The organism is Desulfopila sp. IMCC35006, from assembly GCF_005116645.1.
Classification (GTDB): domain Bacteria; phylum Desulfobacterota; class Desulfobulbia; order Desulfobulbales; family Desulfocapsaceae; genus Desulforhopalus_A.
In genome coordinates this window covers 439,326-459,852 of the sequence record NZ_SWCM01000003.1, presented here as the reverse complement: position 1 = coordinate 459,852, position 20,527 = coordinate 439,326, and the positions used below count along the sequence as shown (strand labels likewise).

Sequence of the window (20,527 nt, the reverse complement as noted above, 5' to 3'; positions counted from 1 at the left end):
GCGATACGTGTTCTCATGGTGAGGTGATATGGAACTGCTGAGTCAACATGCAAAGAAAATCATGGAGGGGTGCAAGGAACGCGCCCGGGATGCTGGTCTGCGTTTTCAGGATGACAGCCTGGAATATATAGTCACGAACCGTGATTTTTTACAGCTGTCGCCGAAAAATATGATCCCCACCCTCTATGATTACTGGGTACAGGATGTTGAGGTGCTGAAGGACCAGGGACAGTATGAACTCTATCCCAATAACCCGTATGAAACGGTCATCAATACCCGCCCGCCTATCTCCTTCTATAATGACAACAATCCGGACTGGCTCAACGTGATGATTTTCTATCACGTTATCGGGCATATCGATTTTTTTCAGAATAATCTCTATTTTCGCCATACCTGGGATTACGATTTTGCCGGCAAGGCCCTTGCCGATAAACGATTGTTTGCCAAGCTCCGCTCAGAGAAAGGGAGGTGGGTCGATTATGTTATAGAATTTTCCCGGGCCATTGATAACCTGGTCGGCTATTTCGATCTGCTCTCCTCTTTTGCCATAGAAAAGAAAAAACTGTCGAAAATAGATTACTATTTCGATGTGTTCATCCAGCAGAAAGAAAACCATACCATTGCCGGATATGTCGCGGAGATTGATAAATATAACAAATCCATGCGGGAATTTCCTCAGAACGGGGAGGCGCTGTTTCTCGAGAGTGTAAAGAGTAAATATGCCGAGTTTGAATCCCTGTACAACAAGGCTGTCAATGAGAACGGGCAGGGAAAAAGGCATGACCTGCTCCAGTTCCTCATGGAACATTCCGAGTTTCTCAATCGTGATGAAAATAAATGGATGCTGATGGTCATTGAGGTGGTTCGCAGCACATCGCTTTATTTTCAGCCGCAGATCAGAACAAAGATTCTCAATGAAGGGTGGGCAAGTTACTGGCATGAAAATCTTTTTTTAAATGACGATCGAATCAGTGGCCATGAGGTTGATTTTGCGGTGATAAACGCCAAGGTGACCTCGATGCCGCGCGTCGGTATGAATCCGTACGCGCTTGGCATGCGCCTTTTTTATTATCTGGAATCGCAGGCGAATGCTGGAAAAATATCATATGATTATCAGAGGATAGCCGACAATTACCGACGGAAAAATTTTAATTCCGAAACCGGCGGCGGCAGGGATTTTATCTTTTCTGTTCGGGAAAATTTCTGTGATTCGATGTTTATCAATGCCTTTCTCGATCAGGATTTCGTTGACCTCCATCAACTCTTTGTTGTTGATAAACGCCTCAATAAAGAACGGATGACCTGGGAGTATTATGTTAAATCGAAAAAAGCAAAGCATTACAAGAAGATGATCGCTGATTCTCTCTATCATCCTCCGGCCTTGACAATCAATGTCGATGATGACAATACGCTGGTTCTCAATCATGTTTTTGAAGGGAAACCGCTCTACCGAGACTATATCGAGGGAACGCTGCTGGGGCTGGAATTTCTTTGGGGAACAAAAGTGAGCCTGTACACCCACGAAGCGGAACTCATAAAAAAAGAGCCGGGTCAGGTAAAGGATGGACAGCGAGAAGAAGAACGGAAAATTAAGTGGAAACGCTTTCGCTATACTATGAAAGATCGGAAGATGACACGGGTTGTGATCAATTAGGAGCCTCTTCCCGGACAGACTCCTTGTGACGGAATAACAGCAGTAAAGGTGAGTACATGCGCGATTTAAGCAGGGCGATGGAGAATCTGGATAGAAATAAAGACCAGTTGCGTCAGTCGCCGATTCTCTCTTTTCCGGATTTTCTCCAGCAGGTAATCGAGCACCCGAACCGGATAATACGTAACGTGTATCAGGTCTATTCCGATCTGATTGACAGCCTGGTCGATGATGGTATTGATGAATATGACAACGATCCTGAATCCATTCGATTTTTGAAATATGATTGTACCAGGCTTTTTGTCGAAGGTTCCGACCGGCCTTTTTTTGCTGATCGACTCTTTGCCAACCGGCTTATGCGTCATGTTGACAGTTTTAAACTGGGGTCGAAACAGAATAAGATATATATCTTCGACGGTCCGCACGGCAGCGGGAAATCGACATTTCTGAATAATCTCCTGCGCTCTTTTGAAAATTACGCCAACTCGCCAGAGGGCTCCCGGTACGAGGTGATCTGGCGGTTAAAGCATGATCACCTGGTGGGTGGAGTGCACAGTTTAAATTCTCTGACCGACAAACTGGCCTGGGTTCTGGAGAATGACGGCAAGACAGAGTTGGCCACGGAAATGAAATGTGCCTGTAAATCGGATACTGATTTAGGCGGGTATTTTGATGTTCCCTGCCCGAGCCATGATAATCCGCTGCTGCTTATTCCCAAGGAAGTCCGGCGCAAATTCTTTGATGATCTCTTTGAAGATGATGTCTTCAAATGGCAGTTGTTTACCGAAAAGAAGTATGAGTGGCTCTTCCACGAAGAACCCTGCACCATCTGTGTTTCCCTCTATCAGGCATTGCTGCAGAAGTTTCGGGATCCGCAAAAAGTTATGGAATGTGTCTGCGCCCGTCCCTATGTGTTTAACCGGCGGCTAGGCGAGGGGGTTTCCGTTTTCAACCCCGGCGATAGACCTTTGCGCAATCCCATTATGCACAATCCGATTATTCAGAGGAGCCTGGACTCCGTGCTGGCGGATGGTAAGCATGTCAGCTATCTCTATTCCCGCTATGCAAAAATCAATAATGGCATCTATGCGCTGATGGATGTCAAATCGCATAATACCGAACGGCTGATGGAGCTGCATAACATTATCAGCGACGGGGTCCACAAGGTGGAAGATATTGAGGAGAAAGTGAATTCTCTCCTCTTTGCCCTGATGAATCCGGAAGATAAAACACTGCTTGCCGACCTGCGCGCCTTCTCTGACCGGGTGGAATATATAAATATCCCTTATGTCCTCGATTTGCAGACCGAAGTCGATATCTATCGGGAGAATTTCGGCAAACACATCGATGAAAGCTTTCTGCCGCGTGTCCTGCATAATTTTGCCAGGGTTATTATTGCGACCCGGCTGCGCACCAAGTCGGAGGCGATGGAAGAGTGGATCGGCGAACCGGAAAAATACGCAATGTATTGCGATACCAATTTACAGCTGCTGAAGATGGAGATTTTCACCGGTTATATTCCCAAGTGGCTGGCAGAGGAAGATGTCGCCCAATTCACCGCCAAGAGAAGGCATAAAATAGTTGCCGAATCGGAAAGCGACGGGTGGAAGGGCTTGTCCGGTCGTGACTCGATCAAATTGTTCAATGAATTTTATTCTACCTATGCCCGGGAAGACAAGCTGATCGACATGGCGATGCTGGGAAAATTTTTCCGGAAATATTGCAAACAGGATCGCGACATCCTGCCCATGGGTTTTCTCGATTCCCTGCTGCGGATGTACAATTACACCGTCCTTCAGGAGGTAAAAGAATCGTTGTACTTTTATAACGAGGAACAGATCTCACGGGACATCATTAATTATATGTTTGCCGTCAATTTTGATGTCGGAACAACCGAGATCTGCGGATTCACCGGGGAGCGACTGGATATCACCGAGGCGTTCTTCCATCGGATGGAGACCCGGCTGCAGATTGATCCGAAAATGAGTGTCTCATTTCGTAACAGCGTACAGAAGTCCTATACAACGACGGCACTGCCGCAGGAAATGTTGCGCGACGGCCTGCCGATTACCAAAACCTCGCTCTACATTCACCTGTATGAAAAATGCACGCACAATCTGAAAGAGAAGGTGCTGGAACCGTTTTTGAAAAATGAAAACTTTCGTCGAGCTGTAAAGGATTATAATCAGGAAGATTTCAAGACCTATGATAAAAAGATCCAGAATGATGTGCATTTTATGATGGAGAATCTCCAGCACAAATATCTCTATTCCCGTCAGGGTGCCAAGGAGATCTGTATCTATGTGATTGACAATAATCTGGCCCGTCAATTCTCCGGGCTAGTGGAATAAGCTGCGAGTTGCATGGGTTCCTTCACCCATATTCATCCCTACGAGATTTTTATTCCGGAAGGCGCGGACAAGATTATTATCGGGACCTTACCACCGCCCAGATTTTCCCAAGGTCGGCTCAAGGAGCGAGATGTCGATTTTTGCTATGGCAGTTGCGATGGGATGCTCTGGCCGGTACTCAGTGAAATCTTTCAGCTCGGCCTGCACTATGACAATTCGCCGGCCGCGGTGCAAGAACGGCAGGATTTTCTCATTCGGCAAAAAATTGGTATCTGCGATATAGTCCAGTCATGCAGGCGCAGTAAAATAGATGCTTCGGATATTGGCATGACGGATATCCGGCTGCGCGATATAGTGAAGCAGCTGCAATTGCATCCAACTGTCAAGACGCTCATTTTCACCGGTGGCAACAGCAGAAATGGGCCGGAATACCTGTTTCGTCAACATCTGAAGCCCTATGGCTTAAAACTCTCTCCCGTAAGCCGCGAGGTCCCTAAAGTACACCAGTTCACTCTCGCTGGCAGAGTGCACACGACAATCTCCCTCACCTCTCCCTCCAATGCGGCCAACCGGGCAATCGGCAGCAGTTCCCTCTATAAGAAAAGAAAAAAAGAAAATCCAGCCTATTCCACGTTTGACTTTCGTGTTGAACAATATCGAACAGTATTTCTTGCGGTGGCTCCCTGACACCTGCGCGTTATCCGATCGTCTGGCTGGCCTCCATAATATGGCGGATAATAATATTTTCGAAACCGTCATACATGCCTAGGCCATGAGCAATGGATTCCACCCTGAGCCCTTTTTCCTCCAATCGGGATTGCCAGGAAGACGGATTGTGACTGATGATATCTCGTCTATAGTGCATGCCGGCGACAAGAAATAAGGGGATGATACACACTTCAGTGAAGCCACTCTCTGCGATTTCATCAACAAGCTGTGTCGTATCTGGGGATTTTTCCACCACCCCGACAAAGATTCTTGGGCTGAATTTTCTGCGGAGGATTTTTTCCAGGCAGTAGTAGGCCGTCCAGATCGGATGATCTGTGCCATGACCCAGGACTACAATGGCTTTCTCCGGCCGTGCATCGATAACCGGCCGCAAAATTTCTCCTATTTGATCGTAGTCTTGCGGGCTGGTGAGCAGTGGCATGCCGAGCGCGCACTCAAGGCCTGATTGCGCACTGTTTTTTGCGAGCCGGTGAAATTCTGTGCCGGGAAATAAATGCAGTGATTGGACGATAACCCTGGATACACCCCGTGCAGCCAGATTCTGCAGCACCTGTTCGGGATGGAGCACTGCCGATTCCTGTCGCTGGTGCAGCTCCCGGGTGATCTTTTTTGAGGAGTATGCCCATATGATCTCAGCCTGGCCAAAATGGTCTTCAATGCAGTTGCTTAATCTATTATAAGTTGCAATCGCCTTCGAAGTGGTGCCAAAGGCTGATATGACAATGGGGAGTTTCATGCCAGATAGAAGATTGAAGGAAGGTATACCCTTCAACAGGGTACTGGACAGAGTGCCACACTTCGCAAGGGGATCAATCCCTTATACTATACTCGCATGTTGCTGGGAAAGAAAAAAAATTACGATAAAATAATAGTTAAATAAAATCAAAATAAATGATACAATAATTTGTACTGCACAATACAGATTTTTTGATAAACCTCCTTGACAATAGAAAGACATTTGTAGTATTTAATAGATCATCTATTAAATTAAATACTGTTTTACTTAAGCGGGAAGGGATGAGGGAGTAGCGCAGATAGAAAGAGCGGAAAAAACTACAGTGGGAGGAGAACAATGGTAAAGAAAATTTCAGTGATCGCGCTGGCGGGAATGCTAGCCCTGCCGACGTTTGCCATGGCAGCCGGTAAAACGAACGTCGCCGATCTGGAGAAGAAGATTGACGAACTGAGCCGGCAGCTGGATGAGCTTCGAGGGGCAATGGCCGCCCAGTCGAAACAAAATGAGGCACTGGCAGATAATGTCGATGAGCTTGGCAGCGACATGGAAGAGATGGATGAAAGATCGGAAAAATGGGACCTGATCTCTCGTTTCGATTTAAGCGGAGATTTTCGCAGCCGCGCGGATTTTTACAATGCCGATACCGTCCGCGGTCGGAGCCTCGACAATGATACCCTCTGGACCAACCGTTTTCGTCTGAATATGCGGGTCAAGGCGACAGAAAATGTCGAATTTAAAGGCCGCCTGGCCATGTTCAAGACCTGGGGTGACCAGTCCGCCTTCAGCGACGACAGCGGGGCCATGTATCCGCTTTTCGACGGCAATGTTACCCGGTCCCCTGTTGGCAGCAGTGCCCTGTATGTTGACCGTGCCTTTGTCAACTGGAACAACATCGGTGGCTTGCCGGTCTGGTTCTCTATCGGCCGTCGGCCCACCACCGATGGTCCTCCAGCCCAGTTACGAATAAACAGCGATGAGCGCCTGGCAACGCCGATGGCCTTCATGGACTGGCCGTTTGACGGGGTATCTGCCGGCTATGCCTGGAACTGGGGCGTTGAAGAACTTGGCTCCAGCCGGGTTCGTTTCTGTTATGGACGAGGTTTTGAGGCAGGTCTTGAGGATACCACGGACAATATCAAAGATACTGATTTTGCCGGCCTGAGCTGGGATATCATGAAAAAGGGTGATCGTTTTGCCTATATCCAGAGCTTTATGGCCTTTGATCTCTTTAATTATCCCAATTTCCAGGATCCATTCATCGATTATGGTGCACAACAGCCAGTCTCAATGGATCCAACGGTAATGGGAGGGTATGGCGACAGAATAAATCTTGGCAATATCTGGCATACCGCCGGAGTCTATCAGGATAAGATTGCCGGCTTGAATTATTTCATAGCCGGTGGCTGGTCGCAGACGCATCCTAATTCAAATGGTATGTTCAATGATCCGTTCAGCGCTACCGGTCCCAATACCGACAGTGAAAACGGATACTCAGCCTATCTTGGGGTGCGCTATGACCTCGACAACGCCGGCTTGAAATTCGGTGCTGAATTTAACTACGGTTCACAGTACTGGCTGGCGATGGCTCCGGGGCATGATGATATCTATCAATCCAAGCTTGCCACCAGAGGCCAGGTCTATGAGATATACACCCTCTGGGATCTGCCGACTGGCGAAGCAATCTCCAAATATGCCAAGACATTTATGCGGCTTGGATATCAGCATTATGAATATGATTACTCAGGTTCAGCGGATTGGAATATGGCATCGTATGATCTAGATGATGCCGGCGATCGTGCGAAAATCGATATGTTAAATGGAATGATGTATAATGGATTTGATCCGGTGAAACGTGCCGATCAGGTATACGTCACTTTTGAGGCGTTCTTTTAAACAGTAAGTTTTATACCGAAACACCAAGGGCCATGTTCACGTAAGTGAGCATGGCCCTTTTTTTATTGCCCCATGATCTTGTCTGCTATACTTTGCATAGTGTTTCCAGCAAGAAGTCCGGGCATATCGCTAAATACAATTATCAGGTTAAGTAAGAATGGCAGAGCCATCGGTAATAAATCCAATTACAGGCACATTTCCCGCCCAAAACGGCACGCGCTGTACCTACGGCTTGTTTAATCGCCATGGCGGCTCGAGCAGCGGTCTGTATGCATCGCTCAATGTTGGCCAGAATGTCGGCGATCAGGACGGCTCCGCCCTGGAAAATCGCAAAAGAGTGAAGGAATTTCTGGCAGTTCCTCATCTGCTTGCCGCAAAACAGGTGCATGGCAGCGGCATCTACTGCCTGACGGAACCGTTGACGGCAGACAAAGAGGTCGAGGGCTTTGACGCCCTTATCACCGATCGTACGGGGGTCGGCCTGATGATTCAGCAGGCGGATTGCCAGGCGGTACTGCTCTTTGACCCGGTGCAGGAGGTGATTGGCGCAGTGCATTGCGGCTGGCGGGGGAGCGTGCAGGCCATTCTTGCCCGGGTGATCGCCGTCATGACGGACAATTATGGAACGGTTCCGGCGAATCTCCAGGCGATGATCAGCCCTTCTCTGGGGCCCTGTTGTGCCGAATTCGTCAATTACCGACAGGAACTGCCAACCGGGTTTTATCCGTTTATGGTCCGGGATAATCATTTTGATTTCTGGCGGATCAGCCGATCGCAGCTCAGAGATGCGGGACTGGTCGAACAGCATATCGGGGTCGCAGAAGTTTGCACCTGCTGTTCCAATGATTATTTTTCGTACCGACGGGCAAGTCGTGTAAGTCACGGGCTGACCGGGAGAAACTGTTCGGTCATTGTTCTGCGAAAGGAAGCAGACTGAAATTTTGTTCACCGTTTACCGGAAAACCATGCGTATTTTACTGATTGAAGATGATGTCAAAATAGCCTCCTTTATTGAAAAGGGCTTCAAGGAAGCAGGTTTCAGCGTCGACAAGTGCACCGATGGCCAGACGGGCCTGGAGCATGCTCTGGCCGTTGCCTATGATGCCGCAGTTGTTGATCTCATGCTGCCCGGACGTGACGGTCTCAGTGTTATTGAGGCTATGCGCGCAGAAGAAGTCAACACCCCGGTGCTGATCCTCAGTGCCAGGCAGTCTGTTGACGACAGAATCCAGGGACTGCAGCGGGGCGGGGATGATTATATGGTCAAACCCTTTTCTTTCAGTGAGCTCCTGGCCAGGATCCAGGCGCTTATCAGGCGGGACAAGAAAAATACCAAACCGATGTTTCTCGCTGTGGCCGATCTGGAAATGGATCTTTTGAAACACGAGGTCTGCCGTAATGGTGAGAAAATCGACCTGCCGTCCAAGGAATATGCTCTTTTAGAGTACATGATGCACAATCCGGGCATCGTCCTGTCCAAAACCTCAATTCTCGAGCGGGTCTATGATTATTCCTTTGATCCGCAAACCAATGTGGTTGATGTGCTGGTCTGCCGTCTGCGCAATAAAGTAGATAAGGATTTTAACGTTAAGATGATCCATACCGTCAGAGGCGTGGGCTATGTTCTTAAAGCTGAGTAGGGAGGATTTCAGCTGGTCCCGTTCAAAGAAAGTACTGCCGGTTTTCTTTCTTCTCTGGGGGGGTGGGCTGCTGCTTGCACTGCTCTATCTTTTCAGCGTACGCAGCCATCTGCAGACCATTGAACGCGATCAGACGGAAAAGCTGCTCGACAGCTATCTGGCCGAACATCAATCGATAAATCGTTTGTCAGGCAGCCACCGGTTGCCGCGCGATACCCTGCTGCAGGGCCTGGCTTTTATCCGTATCATGCTGGGCAACGACCAGGTGGTGGTGGCTGATCAGGCAGATGCGCTCAGCCTTAAAGGGCTGGTCAACCTGCCGCCTGCAACCAGCGGGGTATGGCTGCCGGTGGGGATGGGGGAAGAAAAGCACCTGCTGACCGTCATCGTCCGGAAATATGACAATGGTCTGCTCATACAGGCCGGGAAAGAAGGGCGGGAAGGGTATACCCTTTTCCATCAGTTGGTGCGATATACCATATTTTTGGTCGCCTGCAGTGCTCTCATGCTCTGGCCATTGTCTCTCTACTTCATAAAGCAGAGCCTCACCCCGCTCATTACCACCCGGGAGAAAATCGGCGATCTTATTCAGCGCTCAAAGACCGGGTTTTTGCCGGAGCAGGGCAACGGGCCGGAACTGGACAGTCTCTACGGCCAGATAAATCAGCTTATCCGTCAGAATCGACACCTGGTTTCGGAAATGCAGCATTCCCTCGACAATGTCGCCCACGATCTTCGTACGCCCATGACCAGGCTGCGCTCTGTTGCTGAATATGGCCTGCAGGCCGAAGACGACACGTCTCGTCTGCGCGATGCACTCTCTGACTGTCTCGAAGAATCGGAACGGGTTCTGGCCATGCTGAAGATCATGATGAGTGTCGCTGAAGCTGAGTCCGGAACGATGCGACTTGAGCTGCAGGAATGTGATATTATATCGAGCCTGCAGCAGGTTGTCAGCCTGTATGAATATGTCGCCGAAGAACAAAAAATAACGGTGCAGCTGCAGGCAGGCGAAAGTGACAAGCAGGTGACAGCCATGGTGGACAGTACCAGGATATCCCAGGTATGGGCCAATCTCCTTGATAACGGCATAAAATATGGCAGGGAAGGCGGATGGGTCAAAATTGCTGTGCAGGTCGTCGGAGGCGAATTGATCATATGCTTTGCCGATAACGGCATGGGGATTTCAGAATCCGAACAGGGGAAAATCTGGGAGCGGCTCTACCGCGGGGACCGCAGCAGGTCCCGGCCGGGCCTTGGCCTGGGACTCAGCTATGTGCATGCGGTGGTTGCGGCACATCATGGGCAGGTTTCGGTGCACAGCACCTTGCATGAGGGCAGTCAGTTTGAGGTGCGTTTGCCGCTCGCTCAGGTGAGGACACAGGAAAAATCGCATATGAGCGGCGAATGATCGGACAGGCGGACGTCGGGGATGTAAAAGTTATCGATGCGGATGCCGGCGCTATGCAGAATAAAGTCAATCTGCCTCAGAGGTGCATGGCTCGGATGCGATGGGACATTGGTGAGATTGGCGTTTTTCAGGCCCGTTGCGGCAAGGAACAGATTGAGTTCGCGACTGCCCCAGAAGGTATTGAAATCGCCGGCAATAATCACTTCTTTGTCGGTGTTCTGGGTAAGGGCATGGAGTTGTTCGAGCTGGTTCTGTCGGTGGCGGTATTTGAGAGACAGGTGGACAATGAAAATGGCGATGGCCTGCAGATCAGTCTGGATGACCAGTTGTTTTACTCCCTGTTCGAAATAATGGAAATGAAAGTTTTCAATATTCTGTTTGGTCAGCAGGGCATTGGACTGTTGCTTCAGGACGGGGACTTTCTGCGCCAGCGAATTGGTGTTGTATTTGCTTTCAATGATGAAATTGTAGCCCAGCGTGTCGGCGATGGTTTGCGCCTGGCAGAAATGTCCGCAGCGATAGGAGCCTGAATCAACTTCGACCAGACCGACGATATCAGGATTAACACTGGCGATAAAGCTGATTATCCGCTGCAGGTTGACGGTGGTCCTTTTGAAAAAACCGGCAAAAGGCAGCGGCAGGTGGTAGCCGAGTTGATGGCCGGTGCCGTATCGGATATTGTAGAGAAGTAATCGCATGGTGCTATAATACTTCTTTTGCACTCTTTGAAGCAATGGCTGGTTGCAAGAAATCGCGACAAATTTATGATTTTGTAAAAGACGGTTATAGAGTAGTCTGCAGGCGTTGATTTCCTCTCCGAACGGGTATGCTGAGCCGGATGGAATAGAGAATTCCGTCCTGCTCCTTCGCATAATTATATGCAATAACAATACGATAATATTATGATAACAATAGGGTCAAGAAAAAGTAAGCTCGCCATGTGGCAGACAGAAACGGTTGCCGGATATCTCAACGATGCCGGCCTGCAGACGCAGATCAGTTCCATGGACACTATCGGCGACAAAGTACTCGACACCTCAATTGCCAAAATAGGCAGTAAAGGGGTTTTTACCGTGGAACTTGAAGAGCAGCTGGCCGGTGGAATAACCGATATTGCCGTACACAGTGCCAAAGACATGCAGTCTCAGTTGCCGGAAGGTTTTAGCCTTATTGCCTTTACGGAACGGGAAAAAGTCAATGATGTGCTGCTGAGTACCGACAGTTCAATCGATATAGCCGACAGCACCCGGCCGCTGGTTATCGGGACTTCCTCGGTGCGGAGGAGGGCCTTTCTCAGGCATTACTACCCCCATGTGTCCATCGTTGAGATGCGGGGCAATCTGCAGACCAGGATCGAAAAGATGAAGCGTGGCGACTGCGACGCCCTGTTGCTGGCCTATGCAGGCGTAAAGCGGATGGGCTATGCCGATATGATAATTGTGGAGTTTGACGAGGGGCAGTTTGTGCCGCCGGTGGGCCAGGGATGTATCGCCATTGAGTCGGCTACCTCGCTTGCCCCGGAAAAAATCCGGGAAATTCGGGCATGTTTGAATAATCCGGTGAGCGAGACCTGTCTTCTGGCCGAACGGGCGTTTCTTAAAAAACTTGAAGGCGGGTGCAGCATTCCGGCTTTCGGCCATGCCATTCTTGATGGCGATGAGATTACCCTCACCGCCGGGCTTGCCAGTCTTGACGGCAGCCGGATCCTGCGCACGACGGAAAAAGGCCCGGCCCAGGATCCGGAAGCGCTGGGCAAGATGGTCGGAGAATATATCCTGAAGAACGGTGGTCGGGAAATGTTGGCGGAAATCAGGCGATTACAGGCTGAGTAATAGTTTCATGACTCCAGGCACCAGACACCAGGGACGACGCATGATCAAAAATGATCCACTCAGAGTCGGTATCATTGGTACGGGGAAACACGGCAGCCGGTATGCCAATCATATCGTTAAGGATCTTGGCCACTGTTTCCAGCTTGCCGCGATCAGCAGGCGATCTGCCGCTGCAAAGGAACAGGCGGCAGCCTGGAACACCAGGCTGTTTGCCGATTGGCGCGAGCTGGTCAGTTCCCCCCTGGTGGATGCGGTTATTTGTGTTACCACCCCCAATCTCAATCCGGAAATTGCCCGTTTTTGTGCTGCGCAGAATAAACCGCTGCTCCTTGAAAAACCGCTGACTACTGACTTTCATACTGCAAAAGAACTGGTTGCCCTGTTTGAGCGAAAGTCCCTGCCGCTTACCATCGGCCAGACGCTGCGATATAATAGTGTGATATGTGCCCTAAGAGATATGCTGCCCTCGATGGGCAGGGTATTTTCCCTTGGTGCCTCGCAACGGTTGGAGCCGTCGACGCTTTCCTGGCTTGAACAGCCGGAAATTGCCGGTGCAGGGGTGATTTTTCACACGGCGGTGCACCTTTTTGACGCCCTGCGTTTTATTACCGGCCAGGAGATCGTCAGAATCCGGGCGACCGCCCGAAATATTTATAATCCGCGACTGGAAGATGTTGTAACCGCCGAGGTGCTGATGGCGGATGGGGCACTCGGGACCATTGATACCAGTAAAGTAAGCCCTTCGCGGGCCTGCCGGTATGAATTTGTATGTGAAAAAGGACAGTTGCATGGTGATCAGGTGCACGGCCTGCTGCAGAAAATAGTCGGCATGGATATCAGCCACCTGCCGGTACCACCTCCGGGCCCGGCGATCCTGCCGTTGCTTGAGGATTGGTATGCATATCTGCAGGGCGACATCGATAATCCGATTCCCGGCGCGGAAGGGCTTGCCGCGGTAAAAATCTGTCATGCCTGCCGAAAATCTGTTGCCACCGACCAATGGGTAACTATTGATGAATTGTAAATCGGTACCCATGCTGCGAGAAGGTATCGTTGCTAAGAACAACGTCAGACGGGATGATCTCTGCTGCAAAAAATAAGTTTGTGGCAGATCGTGAACAGCGGCAAATGCCATCCATCCGCCGCCATAATCCATTACTTTTTCTCATGTACAATATCTGTTGCTTCCCTGTCAGGCTGATTTTTCAATTTTAACCCGAGTGCTGCTGAAGTCAGGTATACCTGCCAACACGTCTACCAGCGGGGTGTTCGCCATATTGGTGTCGAGTCTGCCGATCAGGTTGGGATTGGTCCCGGCACCCAATGCAGGAACCCCGGTCACTCCATCTTTGTCGCACACTTCCGGGCCACCGAGGAAAACATCCTTTGCGCCAACAACCAGAACTGGACTGGCGCCAAGCTGACTGTGACCGTAATGAAACGAAATACCTACACAGCCTGGACGAATGACCTGGGTTACCGCAACCTTTCCAGTAATCCCTGCAGGATTGCTCACGGAGCGCAATCGCACCTTATCGCCACTTTGCAAACCAAGTGCTTTGGCGTCCAGGGTATTGATCTGAATAAAATTTTCCGGAAACAGCTCCATGGCATAGCGATGCCAGGTAGTCCTCGATTGGGTGTGGACATGCATCTTATACGTGATAACCGTAAAAGGATAGTCCTGGTCCTGCTGCGCAATGTTTTTGCCTGAAGCGTCTTCCGGTGTCAGGTATTGCACTGTGCCTGAAAACCGTTTTCCCGTGAGACTGCTGCGCGTTTTGGCCAGTTTCTCATTGTAAAGGACCACTCTGTCAATGCCATGCAGAAAGGTCTCCCCGGAAAATCCCGTATCGTACCCTGTAAAGATGCCGCCTCGAGCCAACATATGGCAGAGCTGACGCCAGTGCTGATCGGAAAACATCGTCCGATTTCGGGCTAAGGGATAATTCTTTTCGACAAAGCGGGTATCTTCCTTGGATGCCTGCGGCAGATTGGCGCCCTGGGCAATATTGGCGTAGGCCCTCAGGTAGAAATCCTCGGCGGTGTTAAGTGGATACATTGCGTCATTGCTGCCGGCAATGGCATTGTCGCCAAATCCGGGTAGTTTGAGAGCCAGTGCCAGATCGATGAGGAATGTTTCAAGGCAGAATGGCTTGTTATCAGGTGTCCTGCCGGTAAGAGGTTCCAGGCAGGGTATGCGCACGCCGGTAAACTTGAGGGCGGGGGCATGGGGATTCAGCCAGCCATAGTGTCCTTCGAGATAGGTGACGTCCGGCACGATATAGTCGGCATAGAGATTTGATTCGTTTATGCCTATATCGATTGATACATGGAGCGGTACCTTTTCGCTGTTTCGGAGTGTTTCCCGATAGCGATAGCCGCCGGGGGTTGAATAGACAGGGTTGTAGAAATAGGTGAAGAGAACTTTACAGCCGTAGGGGTATTGTTCATCGATGCCGCTCATTGCCTCGACGCTGAGACCGCCTCTAGTAAAAGAAAACCAGGGCCGATGCGAGGGGTACCCGGTGCCACCTTGGCTTTTCTTGGCCGCAAATTCGGCGGTCTCTTCGTATTTGCCACCCTCTCTGGAAATTTTAACACCAGTTGGTTTCTTTTTACCGGGAAAGTTATTGAGATCATATTCGCCATTCTTCCAGGATGCCACTGCGCCGCCACCGGTGAGATAGCCGCCTTTCATTCCGATGCTGCCCACCAGAACACTGAGCAGTGCCACCGCAAATGCGGCGTAAGTACCATTGGTATAGTTACCGGCGCCATGATATTGACAGACGGCTGCTTTCGTCCCGTAGCTGGTGAAATCCCTGGCTGTCTTTATGATCTGTGCCTCTGGAATTCCACAGAACGTTGAGTATTCGCCAAGTGTATGGGCAAAAACCGCACGTTTCATAAGGGCAAAGGATGTTGCCACTTTGAAAGTTTTGCCATCTTCTGCCATGACGGATGCTTCTCTGTCCAGTAGTGCCGTCTCGTTGGCGGTATAAGGAAGTGGATTTGCGTCATCATCTAACACCATGAAGATGGTTTTGTCGTTTTCTGTGGGATTGCTTTGCAAATCAGCTACTCGTAAAAACTGTCCATAACCGGGATGATCAGGTTCATCAATGACCAAATGGGTTGCATTGGAGTAACAGGAAAATCCTTTTTTCTTCGCAGCATCAAGATGAGCAAGAGAGAGGTAGGCGCTATTGCATCGATTGTTTTCAATCATCCAGCGGATCATCCCCATGGCAAAGGCTCCGTCCCGTCCAGGAATAACAGGAACCCAATCGTGGGAGTGGACCGCGGCATTCTGTGCCCTCGGATCGACGATTGTAAACTTGACCTCGCCTTTGGCATACCTGTCAGCTACTGCTGCCCCATAAGTATTGATACCGGGCTGAAGTGCCTCATAGATATTAGCACCAAAGACAAGAATATATTCAGCACCCCAAGGGTCGGCTTTCAGTTCAACCTGTTTTCCCTCTGTCAGTGCAAAATTACCCATCCTGAAGCCAAGGCCGCAAATGTCGGTATGCCCAATACGATTAATTGAGCCAATCGAAGATTTTACAAACCGATCAATGAACTCTGATCGTCCGGATTGCAGCCGTCCGGTGATCATGGCAAAGCTGTTTCGTTTGGAACCAAGTTTTGGATCTTTTGGGTCAATCAGTGCATCGGAGAGACAGGATTCAAGTCCAGGTACATCACGGGTTTCACCAAGGTGGGAAAAGAGTCTGCCGCCTTGGGCGATTTCCCTGATAAGCTGGTCCCAGCTGATCTCCTGAAATTTCCCTTCTCCTCTTTCACCGCATCTTTTCAGTGGTTTGATGAGTCGTCTTTTATTGTAGACGTAGCCCACCGCGTCGTGGGCCTTACCACAGACAGGACTTGGCAAGTGCAGGGTCGATTCGACTGGGGTGTCATAGTGTATCGGTTTACCCATGCTGTTATATGGGTGGTAGGGGTTGCCGGAGATTTTTTCCAATCGGTTGTTTCTGACGACCTGTCGGTTGCCGCAACGGGCGTTGCAGCCGAGGCACACAGAATGTACCACCCGAACGTCATCATCTGTCTGATCTGCGGTCTGCCCGTAATGCGCTTCCGGTACCCTGCGCCTCTCCTCTGCTTCAGCGCGGCTCGACGCGGTGAAACCAATGGCCGCCATTGTCGCGGCCGTGCCCTTGATAAATTGACGCCTGTCAATAGTGTCAGCGGGTGTATCCTGTTTGATTATTTCTGTCATGGATAATTCCTCAACCTTTTTTGGCAATGGTATGGAAAAGTCTTTCCTTGTGCTCTTCGAAGATATTGGGCTGATCTTGTATCAAGAGGCGGACGTAGTCAGCAAATTCTCCTTGTGGGTTTGATAGGTCGCCAAAAACTCGAGCATGCGACGGGCAGCCGTCAATGCATGCAGGGGCCAGGCCTTTCTGCAGTCTGCTGACACAAAAATCACACTTATCGGCTTTGTTGCCATTGTTTGGATCGAGAAATCTGGCGTTGTAGGGGCAGGCGTCGACACACGCTCCATCCCCAACGCACAAATCCCAGTCGGTGACAACAATTCCGTCTGCAAGGGCAAAGGTTGCCCCATAACCACATGCCTGAATACAGGGAGCATTTTCACACTGGTGACATAATTCCGGAGAGTATGTTAGCCAGGCGTTTGGGAATTCACCTTTGTCTTTGGTGATAATGGTGGTGTTGAAATAGCCCTCCGGAGTAAGGTTGTGTTCTTTGCAGGCTATGACACAGGAATGACAGCCAGTACAGCGGTTGACGTCGATGATCATTGCGGGTCTGACCGTTGACGAACTGCCTCGAGATACAGCGGTAGAAAGTGTTGCTATCCCGGTCAGACCGAGAATGAGCACGCCGGTTCTTTTAAAAAACGTTCGTCGTTCTTCCATTGTTTCGTTTCTCCAAAAATAAATGGGACCACCGAATTTCGGTGATCCCAGGTTTTTCGACGGAGTATCTGTTATTATTTATGGTAAGTGATGGTGTACTTGAAGGTCGCGGGTTCAAGCCAATCCAGGGCCTTGCCGCCAATCTCGGCGTAAGGGTATCCGAAGGTGTTGAGCGGTTTGCCCGCTTGCGGAGGATTAAGTAATAAGTCCCGTCCAATCGCCAGCTTGACACGGTAGGCGTCCCACGCACCCCAGAAATACTCTCGGTATTCTTTGGTTTTCTGATCGTCAAGTTTGAGATTTTGAGTCAGCATCATTTTGCGGACATCGGCAGGGTCGACAGGCACCCAGCCATAACCTGGCAGGAAAAATTCCGCCCAGCAATGTTGCCACGTTGTTATGTCTTCAATTTCCTTTTTCCCCTGACGGATACCGAAGACTTCCCGGGCCGGAACTCCCACCGCCCGGCAGAGGGAGACAAATACTGAATGAATGTCGGTACATTTACCACCCGGTGTTTGCAGCAGGGAGCAGACATCGCCGGGGCCGCAACCTTTGGTGTTGGGGTCACGGTACATATTCTCACAAGTCCAGTCATAGATAGCTTTGGCCTTGCTATAGACGGTAGTATTGTGACCGACTATCTTGTCTGCCAAATCCTTGACCACTCCATCAATAGGCCCAAGACTGGTCGGGGCAAGGTACAGGGCATAATCTGCAGGGTCCCAGGGTGCTTCCTGTTTCGGAAAATCTTTTCTGATGACTTCCTGGCGGGTAACGGAGAATTTGAGCACGAGTTTTCGGGTGTTCGTGCCTTTGTCCCAACGGGCATAGAGCATCGGCGTAGAATATTTTTGGTCGGAATAAACTGCCGATTGAGCATAGTTACCGGATACGGCAATATTCGATACCAGCTGGTCCCGATCTGAGAGAGGATAGGGAATCCACAATTTTGTCTCCTGGTCGGAAGGGTGACCGGAGAGATCGAATTCCATGGTAATTGTTCCAGATGATTCGGACGCTGCTAAGACCGTGAGGACAGAGAAGGGCATCGCCAGCAACAAGGCTGCCGCAATAAGTATCAGATTCTTTTTCATTTGCTTATCTTTTCCTTTGCATGAATACTATAGGCATGCCTGATTATTGATAACGTAAGAAACCAACTCAATCGTGGTCTAACTTAGGCTAATTGCTAAGCAGTGTAAAATATTTAATCCCTATAATTGGCAGGAAAGTAATAGAATTTGTCTATTGGTTCAATAGGTATAGTGGATCGACTGACATTCAGCTTCACAGACCATAAAGTTTAAAAGGTACGTCCGCACATTTTGGAGCATTGCTTTCGAGAGAGGCACTATCTAAGATAAATGGTGAATACATGGAATCAGAACCAGAAACTCGGGTATATGCCAGACAACGACTTTTCCAATTCAATTCCATCGGGCACGGCTGGAGCGATTCTGCCTGTAGGCCGGATTCGAAAGAGCTTTTTTGTTTTTTTACCAGGATCAATCTATGATACGGATTCACTCGACACCTTTCTCAATGATCTGGCCTGGCTTCGTAATATTGCTATCGTGGTGCTCGCGGTATCTCTTCTGGTTATTGTCATAGCCACGGGCATAATTTTACGCGTGCTTATACGAAAGCCCTTAACCATTTTCTCTCAGGAGATGGAAAAAGTAGCCCGGGGTGATCGTGGCTATCGATTCTATGATGTTCGCCATAAGGAATTGATCGGTATAGCCCAGCGATTCAGCAAGATGGCAGATGAAGTATGGGAACGCCAGCAGTCTCTAAAGGAGGAGGTCGTTGAGCGTAAACGTGCAGTGGACAGAATGCGGGAAAGTGAAGCGAGGACACATGGAATTCTCGATGCCATTCCCGATATGTTGTTTCAGTTCGATAATGTCGGCCGGTTTTTAGAATTGAGGGGGGGGGCGGAAGATTTCACTATCACCTCCGAGCAGTGTGTAGGGAAGACAATTGAACAGGTTATGCCGGCGGATGTCGCCGGGAATTTCCGAAAGCAGCTTATCGGAACCTTTGCTTCCAGAGGAGTGAGGGTATTTGAATATCACCTGCCGGTTAGAGATGAAGTCCGGCATTTCGAATGTCGGTTAGTCGCGGTATCCGATGATCTGGCGCTGGCCATGGTACGAAATATCACCGAGCGGGTGACTGCTGCCGAGGAAAAGAAACGACTGCTTGAGCAACTCCAGCGGGCTCAAAAAATGGAGGCCATTGGTATTCTGGCAGGAGGTGTTGCTCATGATCTGAACAATGTCCTGTCGGGACTGGTCAGCTATCCTGAACTCATCTTGATGAAACTACCGGAGAACAGTCCTCTGGAAAAATCCATCCGTACCATTCAAAGCTCCGGCGAACGCGCTGCCAATATCGTTCAGGATCTGTTGACCTTGGCACGTCGAGGGGTTGCGGTCTCCGAGACTGTCAACCTGAATGAGGTGATTAACGACTACCTGAAAAATCCCGAATATGAAATTCTTCGCAGAACTCATCCTGGAATCAAGATGGAACTGAACCTATCCCCTGATCTTCTCTCTCTTTCAGGGTCTCCTGTTCATCTCGCAAAAACTGTCATGAACCTGATTGTCAATGCAACAGAAGTGATATCCACTGAAGGTGTTATCCGTATTAAAACTGAGAACCGTTATATAGATACCCCGATTAAAGGTTATGACGATGTTGAAGAAGGGGATTATGTCATGCTGCGGATAATGGATAACGGCATCGGCATCCCGGATGAGGATGTCAGTCGAATATTTGAACCCTTCTATACTAAAAAAATGATGGGGCGCAGTGGTACTGGTCTCGGTATGGCCGTGGTATGGGGAACCGTCAAGGACCATCACGGCTACATCGACATTCAGAGCGTGGAGGGTCAGGGCACTGCCGTTACTATTTATCTTTCATCCACAAAGGCACCTCGAATACAGGTGAATGAACTAGAAAAAATAGAGGAAATGAGAGGTGCCGGGCAACGGATTTTAGTCATTGACGATGTAAAAGAACAGCGGGAAATCGCCACGGCTATCTTGAGCCAAATCGGCTATCAAGTGGAAAGCGTTTCCAGTGGCGAGACCGCTGTCGATTATCTCTTAAACCACCAGATCGATCTATTGGTTCTGGACATGATCATGGATCCAGGCATTGACGGTTTGGAAACTTATCGGCGTATCATCTGTAATCACCCCGGCCAGCGTGCCATTATCACCAGCGGGTTCTCTGAATCGGAGCGAGTGAATGAGGCAAAGAGACTGGGTGCCGCAGTCTATGTGAAAAAACCCTATCGAGTGGAAGCCCTGGCAAAAGCGACCAGGGATGCATTGCAATAACTGACGGTC

15 protein-coding genes are annotated in these 20,527 nt (G+C 49.7%); 10 read left to right on the top strand and 5 right to left on the bottom strand.

Annotated elements, in window-relative coordinates:
- Nucleotides 1–28: 28 nt before the first annotated feature.
- The 3 genes from FCL47_RS08260 to FCL47_RS08250 are packed head-to-tail and all read left to right on the top strand — an operon-like array spanning nucleotide 29 to nucleotide 4,689.
- Nucleotides 29–1,654: a SpoVR family protein gene (locus FCL47_RS08260; RefSeq protein WP_136813009.1), complete on the top strand. Its 1,626-nt coding sequence runs from the start codon at nucleotides 29–31 to the stop codon at nucleotides 1,652–1,654.
- 56 nt (nucleotides 1,655–1,710) lie between these two features.
- On the top strand, nucleotides 1,711–4,002 hold the full coding sequence (locus FCL47_RS08255; RefSeq protein WP_136813008.1) for a serine protein kinase PrkA: 2,292 nt from the start codon (nucleotides 1,711–1,713) through the stop codon (nucleotides 4,000–4,002).
- Nucleotides 4,003–4,014: 12 nt separating this feature from the next.
- A complete protein-coding gene (locus FCL47_RS08250) occupies nucleotides 4,015–4,689 on the top strand; it encodes a uracil-DNA glycosylase family protein (protein ID WP_136813007.1) in 675 nt (224 codons plus the stop codon).
- A 10-nt stretch (nucleotides 4,690–4,699) separates the two neighbouring features.
- On the opposite strand, the gene FCL47_RS08245 is transcribed toward FCL47_RS08250, so the two are convergent.
- A complete protein-coding gene (locus tag FCL47_RS08245) occupies nucleotides 4,700–5,467 on the bottom strand; it encodes a sirohydrochlorin cobaltochelatase (RefSeq protein ID WP_136813006.1) in 768 nt (255 codons plus the stop codon).
- 336 nt (nucleotides 5,468–5,803) lie between these two features.
- Here FCL47_RS08245 and FCL47_RS08240 point away from each other — a divergent pair, with 336 nt between their 5' ends.
- The 4 genes from FCL47_RS08240 (at nucleotide 5,804) to FCL47_RS08225 (ending at nucleotide 10,411) form a co-directional block, all read left to right on the top strand.
- Entirely contained in the window at nucleotides 5,804–7,360 is a 1,557-nt protein-coding gene (locus tag FCL47_RS08240; protein ID WP_136813005.1) for a DUF3373 family protein, read from the top strand.
- Nucleotides 7,361–7,517: 157 nt separating this feature from the next.
- Nucleotides 7,518–8,297, top strand: a complete 780-nt coding sequence (gene pgeF, locus FCL47_RS08235; RefSeq protein WP_136813004.1) for a peptidoglycan editing factor PgeF — start codon at nucleotides 7,518–7,520, stop codon at nucleotides 8,295–8,297.
- 28 nt (nucleotides 8,298–8,325) lie between these two features.
- A complete protein-coding gene (locus FCL47_RS08230) occupies nucleotides 8,326–9,000 on the top strand; it encodes a response regulator transcription factor (RefSeq protein ID WP_136813003.1) in 675 nt (224 codons plus the stop codon).
- On the top strand, nucleotides 8,981–10,411 hold the full coding sequence (locus tag FCL47_RS08225) for a cell wall metabolism sensor histidine kinase WalK (protein WP_136813002.1): 1,431 nt from the start codon (nucleotides 8,981–8,983) through the stop codon (nucleotides 10,409–10,411). The genes FCL47_RS08230 and FCL47_RS08225 overlap by 20 nt, the downstream gene beginning before the upstream one ends.
- On the opposite strand, the gene FCL47_RS08220 is transcribed toward FCL47_RS08225, so the two are convergent.
- Nucleotides 10,369–11,109, bottom strand: coding sequence for an endonuclease/exonuclease/phosphatase family protein (locus tag FCL47_RS08220; RefSeq protein WP_136813001.1), 741 nt, complete (start codon nucleotides 11,107–11,109; stop codon nucleotides 10,369–10,371). The two genes, FCL47_RS08225 and FCL47_RS08220, sit on opposite strands and share 43 nt — an antisense overlap.
- 204 nt (nucleotides 11,110–11,313) lie before the next feature.
- Between FCL47_RS08220 and hemC the strand changes: the two genes are divergently transcribed.
- Nucleotides 11,314–12,243, top strand: a complete 930-nt coding sequence (hemC, locus tag FCL47_RS08215) for a hydroxymethylbilane synthase (RefSeq protein WP_136813000.1) — start codon at nucleotides 11,314–11,316, stop codon at nucleotides 12,241–12,243.
- A 40-nt stretch (nucleotides 12,244–12,283) separates the two neighbouring features.
- Nucleotides 12,284–13,267 (top strand): Gfo/Idh/MocA family protein, encoded by a 984-nt coding sequence (locus FCL47_RS08210; protein ID WP_167496416.1) that lies wholly within the window; start codon nucleotides 12,284–12,286, stop codon nucleotides 13,265–13,267.
- A 168-nt stretch (nucleotides 13,268–13,435) separates the two neighbouring features.
- Here FCL47_RS08210 and FCL47_RS08205 read toward each other — a convergent pair whose 3' ends face one another.
- From FCL47_RS08205 to FCL47_RS08195, 3 genes are all read right to left on the bottom strand, one after another.
- A complete protein-coding gene (locus tag FCL47_RS08205) occupies nucleotides 13,436–16,492 on the bottom strand; it encodes a molybdopterin-dependent oxidoreductase (protein ID WP_136812998.1) in 3,057 nt (1,018 codons plus the stop codon).
- Between the two features lie 10 nt (nucleotides 16,493–16,502).
- Nucleotides 16,503–17,159 (bottom strand): 4Fe-4S dicluster domain-containing protein, encoded by a 657-nt coding sequence (locus FCL47_RS08200; protein WP_136812997.1) that lies wholly within the window; start codon nucleotides 17,157–17,159, stop codon nucleotides 16,503–16,505.
- A gap of 74 nt (nucleotides 17,160–17,233) precedes the next feature.
- Nucleotides 17,234–18,256, bottom strand: a complete 1,023-nt coding sequence (locus FCL47_RS08195; protein WP_136812996.1) for a transglutaminase-like domain-containing protein — start codon at nucleotides 18,254–18,256, stop codon at nucleotides 17,234–17,236.
- A 309-nt stretch (nucleotides 18,257–18,565) separates the two neighbouring features.
- Here FCL47_RS08195 and FCL47_RS08190 point away from each other — a divergent pair, with 309 nt between their 5' ends.
- Complete coding sequence (locus FCL47_RS08190; protein ID WP_167496415.1) at nucleotides 18,566–20,518, top strand: ATP-binding protein; 1,953 nt, start codon at nucleotides 18,566–18,568, stop codon at nucleotides 20,516–20,518.
- The last annotated feature ends 9 nt before the right edge of the window (nucleotides 20,519–20,527 follow it).

Bases quoted from the DNA above. Each gene is read 5' to 3' on its own strand.
- FCL47_RS08260 (WP_136813009.1), top strand. From the start codon at position 29: ATGGAACTGCTGAGTCAACATGCAAAGAAAATCATGGAGGGGTGCAAG.
- FCL47_RS08255 (WP_136813008.1), top strand. From the start codon at position 1,711: ATGCGCGATTTAAGCAGGGCGATGGAGAATCTGGATAGAAATAAAGAC.
- FCL47_RS08250 (WP_136813007.1), top strand. From the start codon at position 4,015: ATGGGTTCCTTCACCCATATTCATCCCTACGAGATTTTTATTCCGGAA.
- FCL47_RS08245 (WP_136813006.1), bottom strand. From the start codon at position 5,467: ATGAAACTCCCCATTGTCATATCAGCCTTTGGCACCACTTCGAAGGCG.
- FCL47_RS08240 (WP_136813005.1), top strand. From the start codon at position 5,804: ATGGTAAAGAAAATTTCAGTGATCGCGCTGGCGGGAATGCTAGCCCTG.
- pgeF (WP_136813004.1), top strand. From the start codon at position 7,518: ATGGCAGAGCCATCGGTAATAAATCCAATTACAGGCACATTTCCCGCC.
- FCL47_RS08230 (WP_136813003.1), top strand. From the start codon at position 8,326: ATGCGTATTTTACTGATTGAAGATGATGTCAAAATAGCCTCCTTTATT.
- FCL47_RS08225 (WP_136813002.1), top strand. From the start codon at position 8,981: ATGTTCTTAAAGCTGAGTAGGGAGGATTTCAGCTGGTCCCGTTCAAAG.
- FCL47_RS08220 (WP_136813001.1), bottom strand. From the start codon at position 11,109: ATGCGATTACTTCTCTACAATATCCGATACGGCACCGGCCATCAACTC.
- hemC (WP_136813000.1), top strand. From the start codon at position 11,314: ATGATAACAATAGGGTCAAGAAAAAGTAAGCTCGCCATGTGGCAGACA.
- FCL47_RS08210 (WP_167496416.1), top strand. From the start codon at position 12,284: ATGATCAAAAATGATCCACTCAGAGTCGGTATCATTGGTACGGGGAAA.
- FCL47_RS08205 (WP_136812998.1), bottom strand. From the start codon at position 16,492: ATGACAGAAATAATCAAACAGGATACACCCGCTGACACTATTGACAGG.
- FCL47_RS08200 (WP_136812997.1), bottom strand. From the start codon at position 17,159: ATGGAAGAACGACGAACGTTTTTTAAAAGAACCGGCGTGCTCATTCTC.
- FCL47_RS08195 (WP_136812996.1), bottom strand. From the start codon at position 18,256: ATGAAAAAGAATCTGATACTTATTGCGGCAGCCTTGTTGCTGGCGATG.
- FCL47_RS08190 (WP_167496415.1), top strand. From the start codon at position 18,566: ATGCCAGACAACGACTTTTCCAATTCAATTCCATCGGGCACGGCTGGA.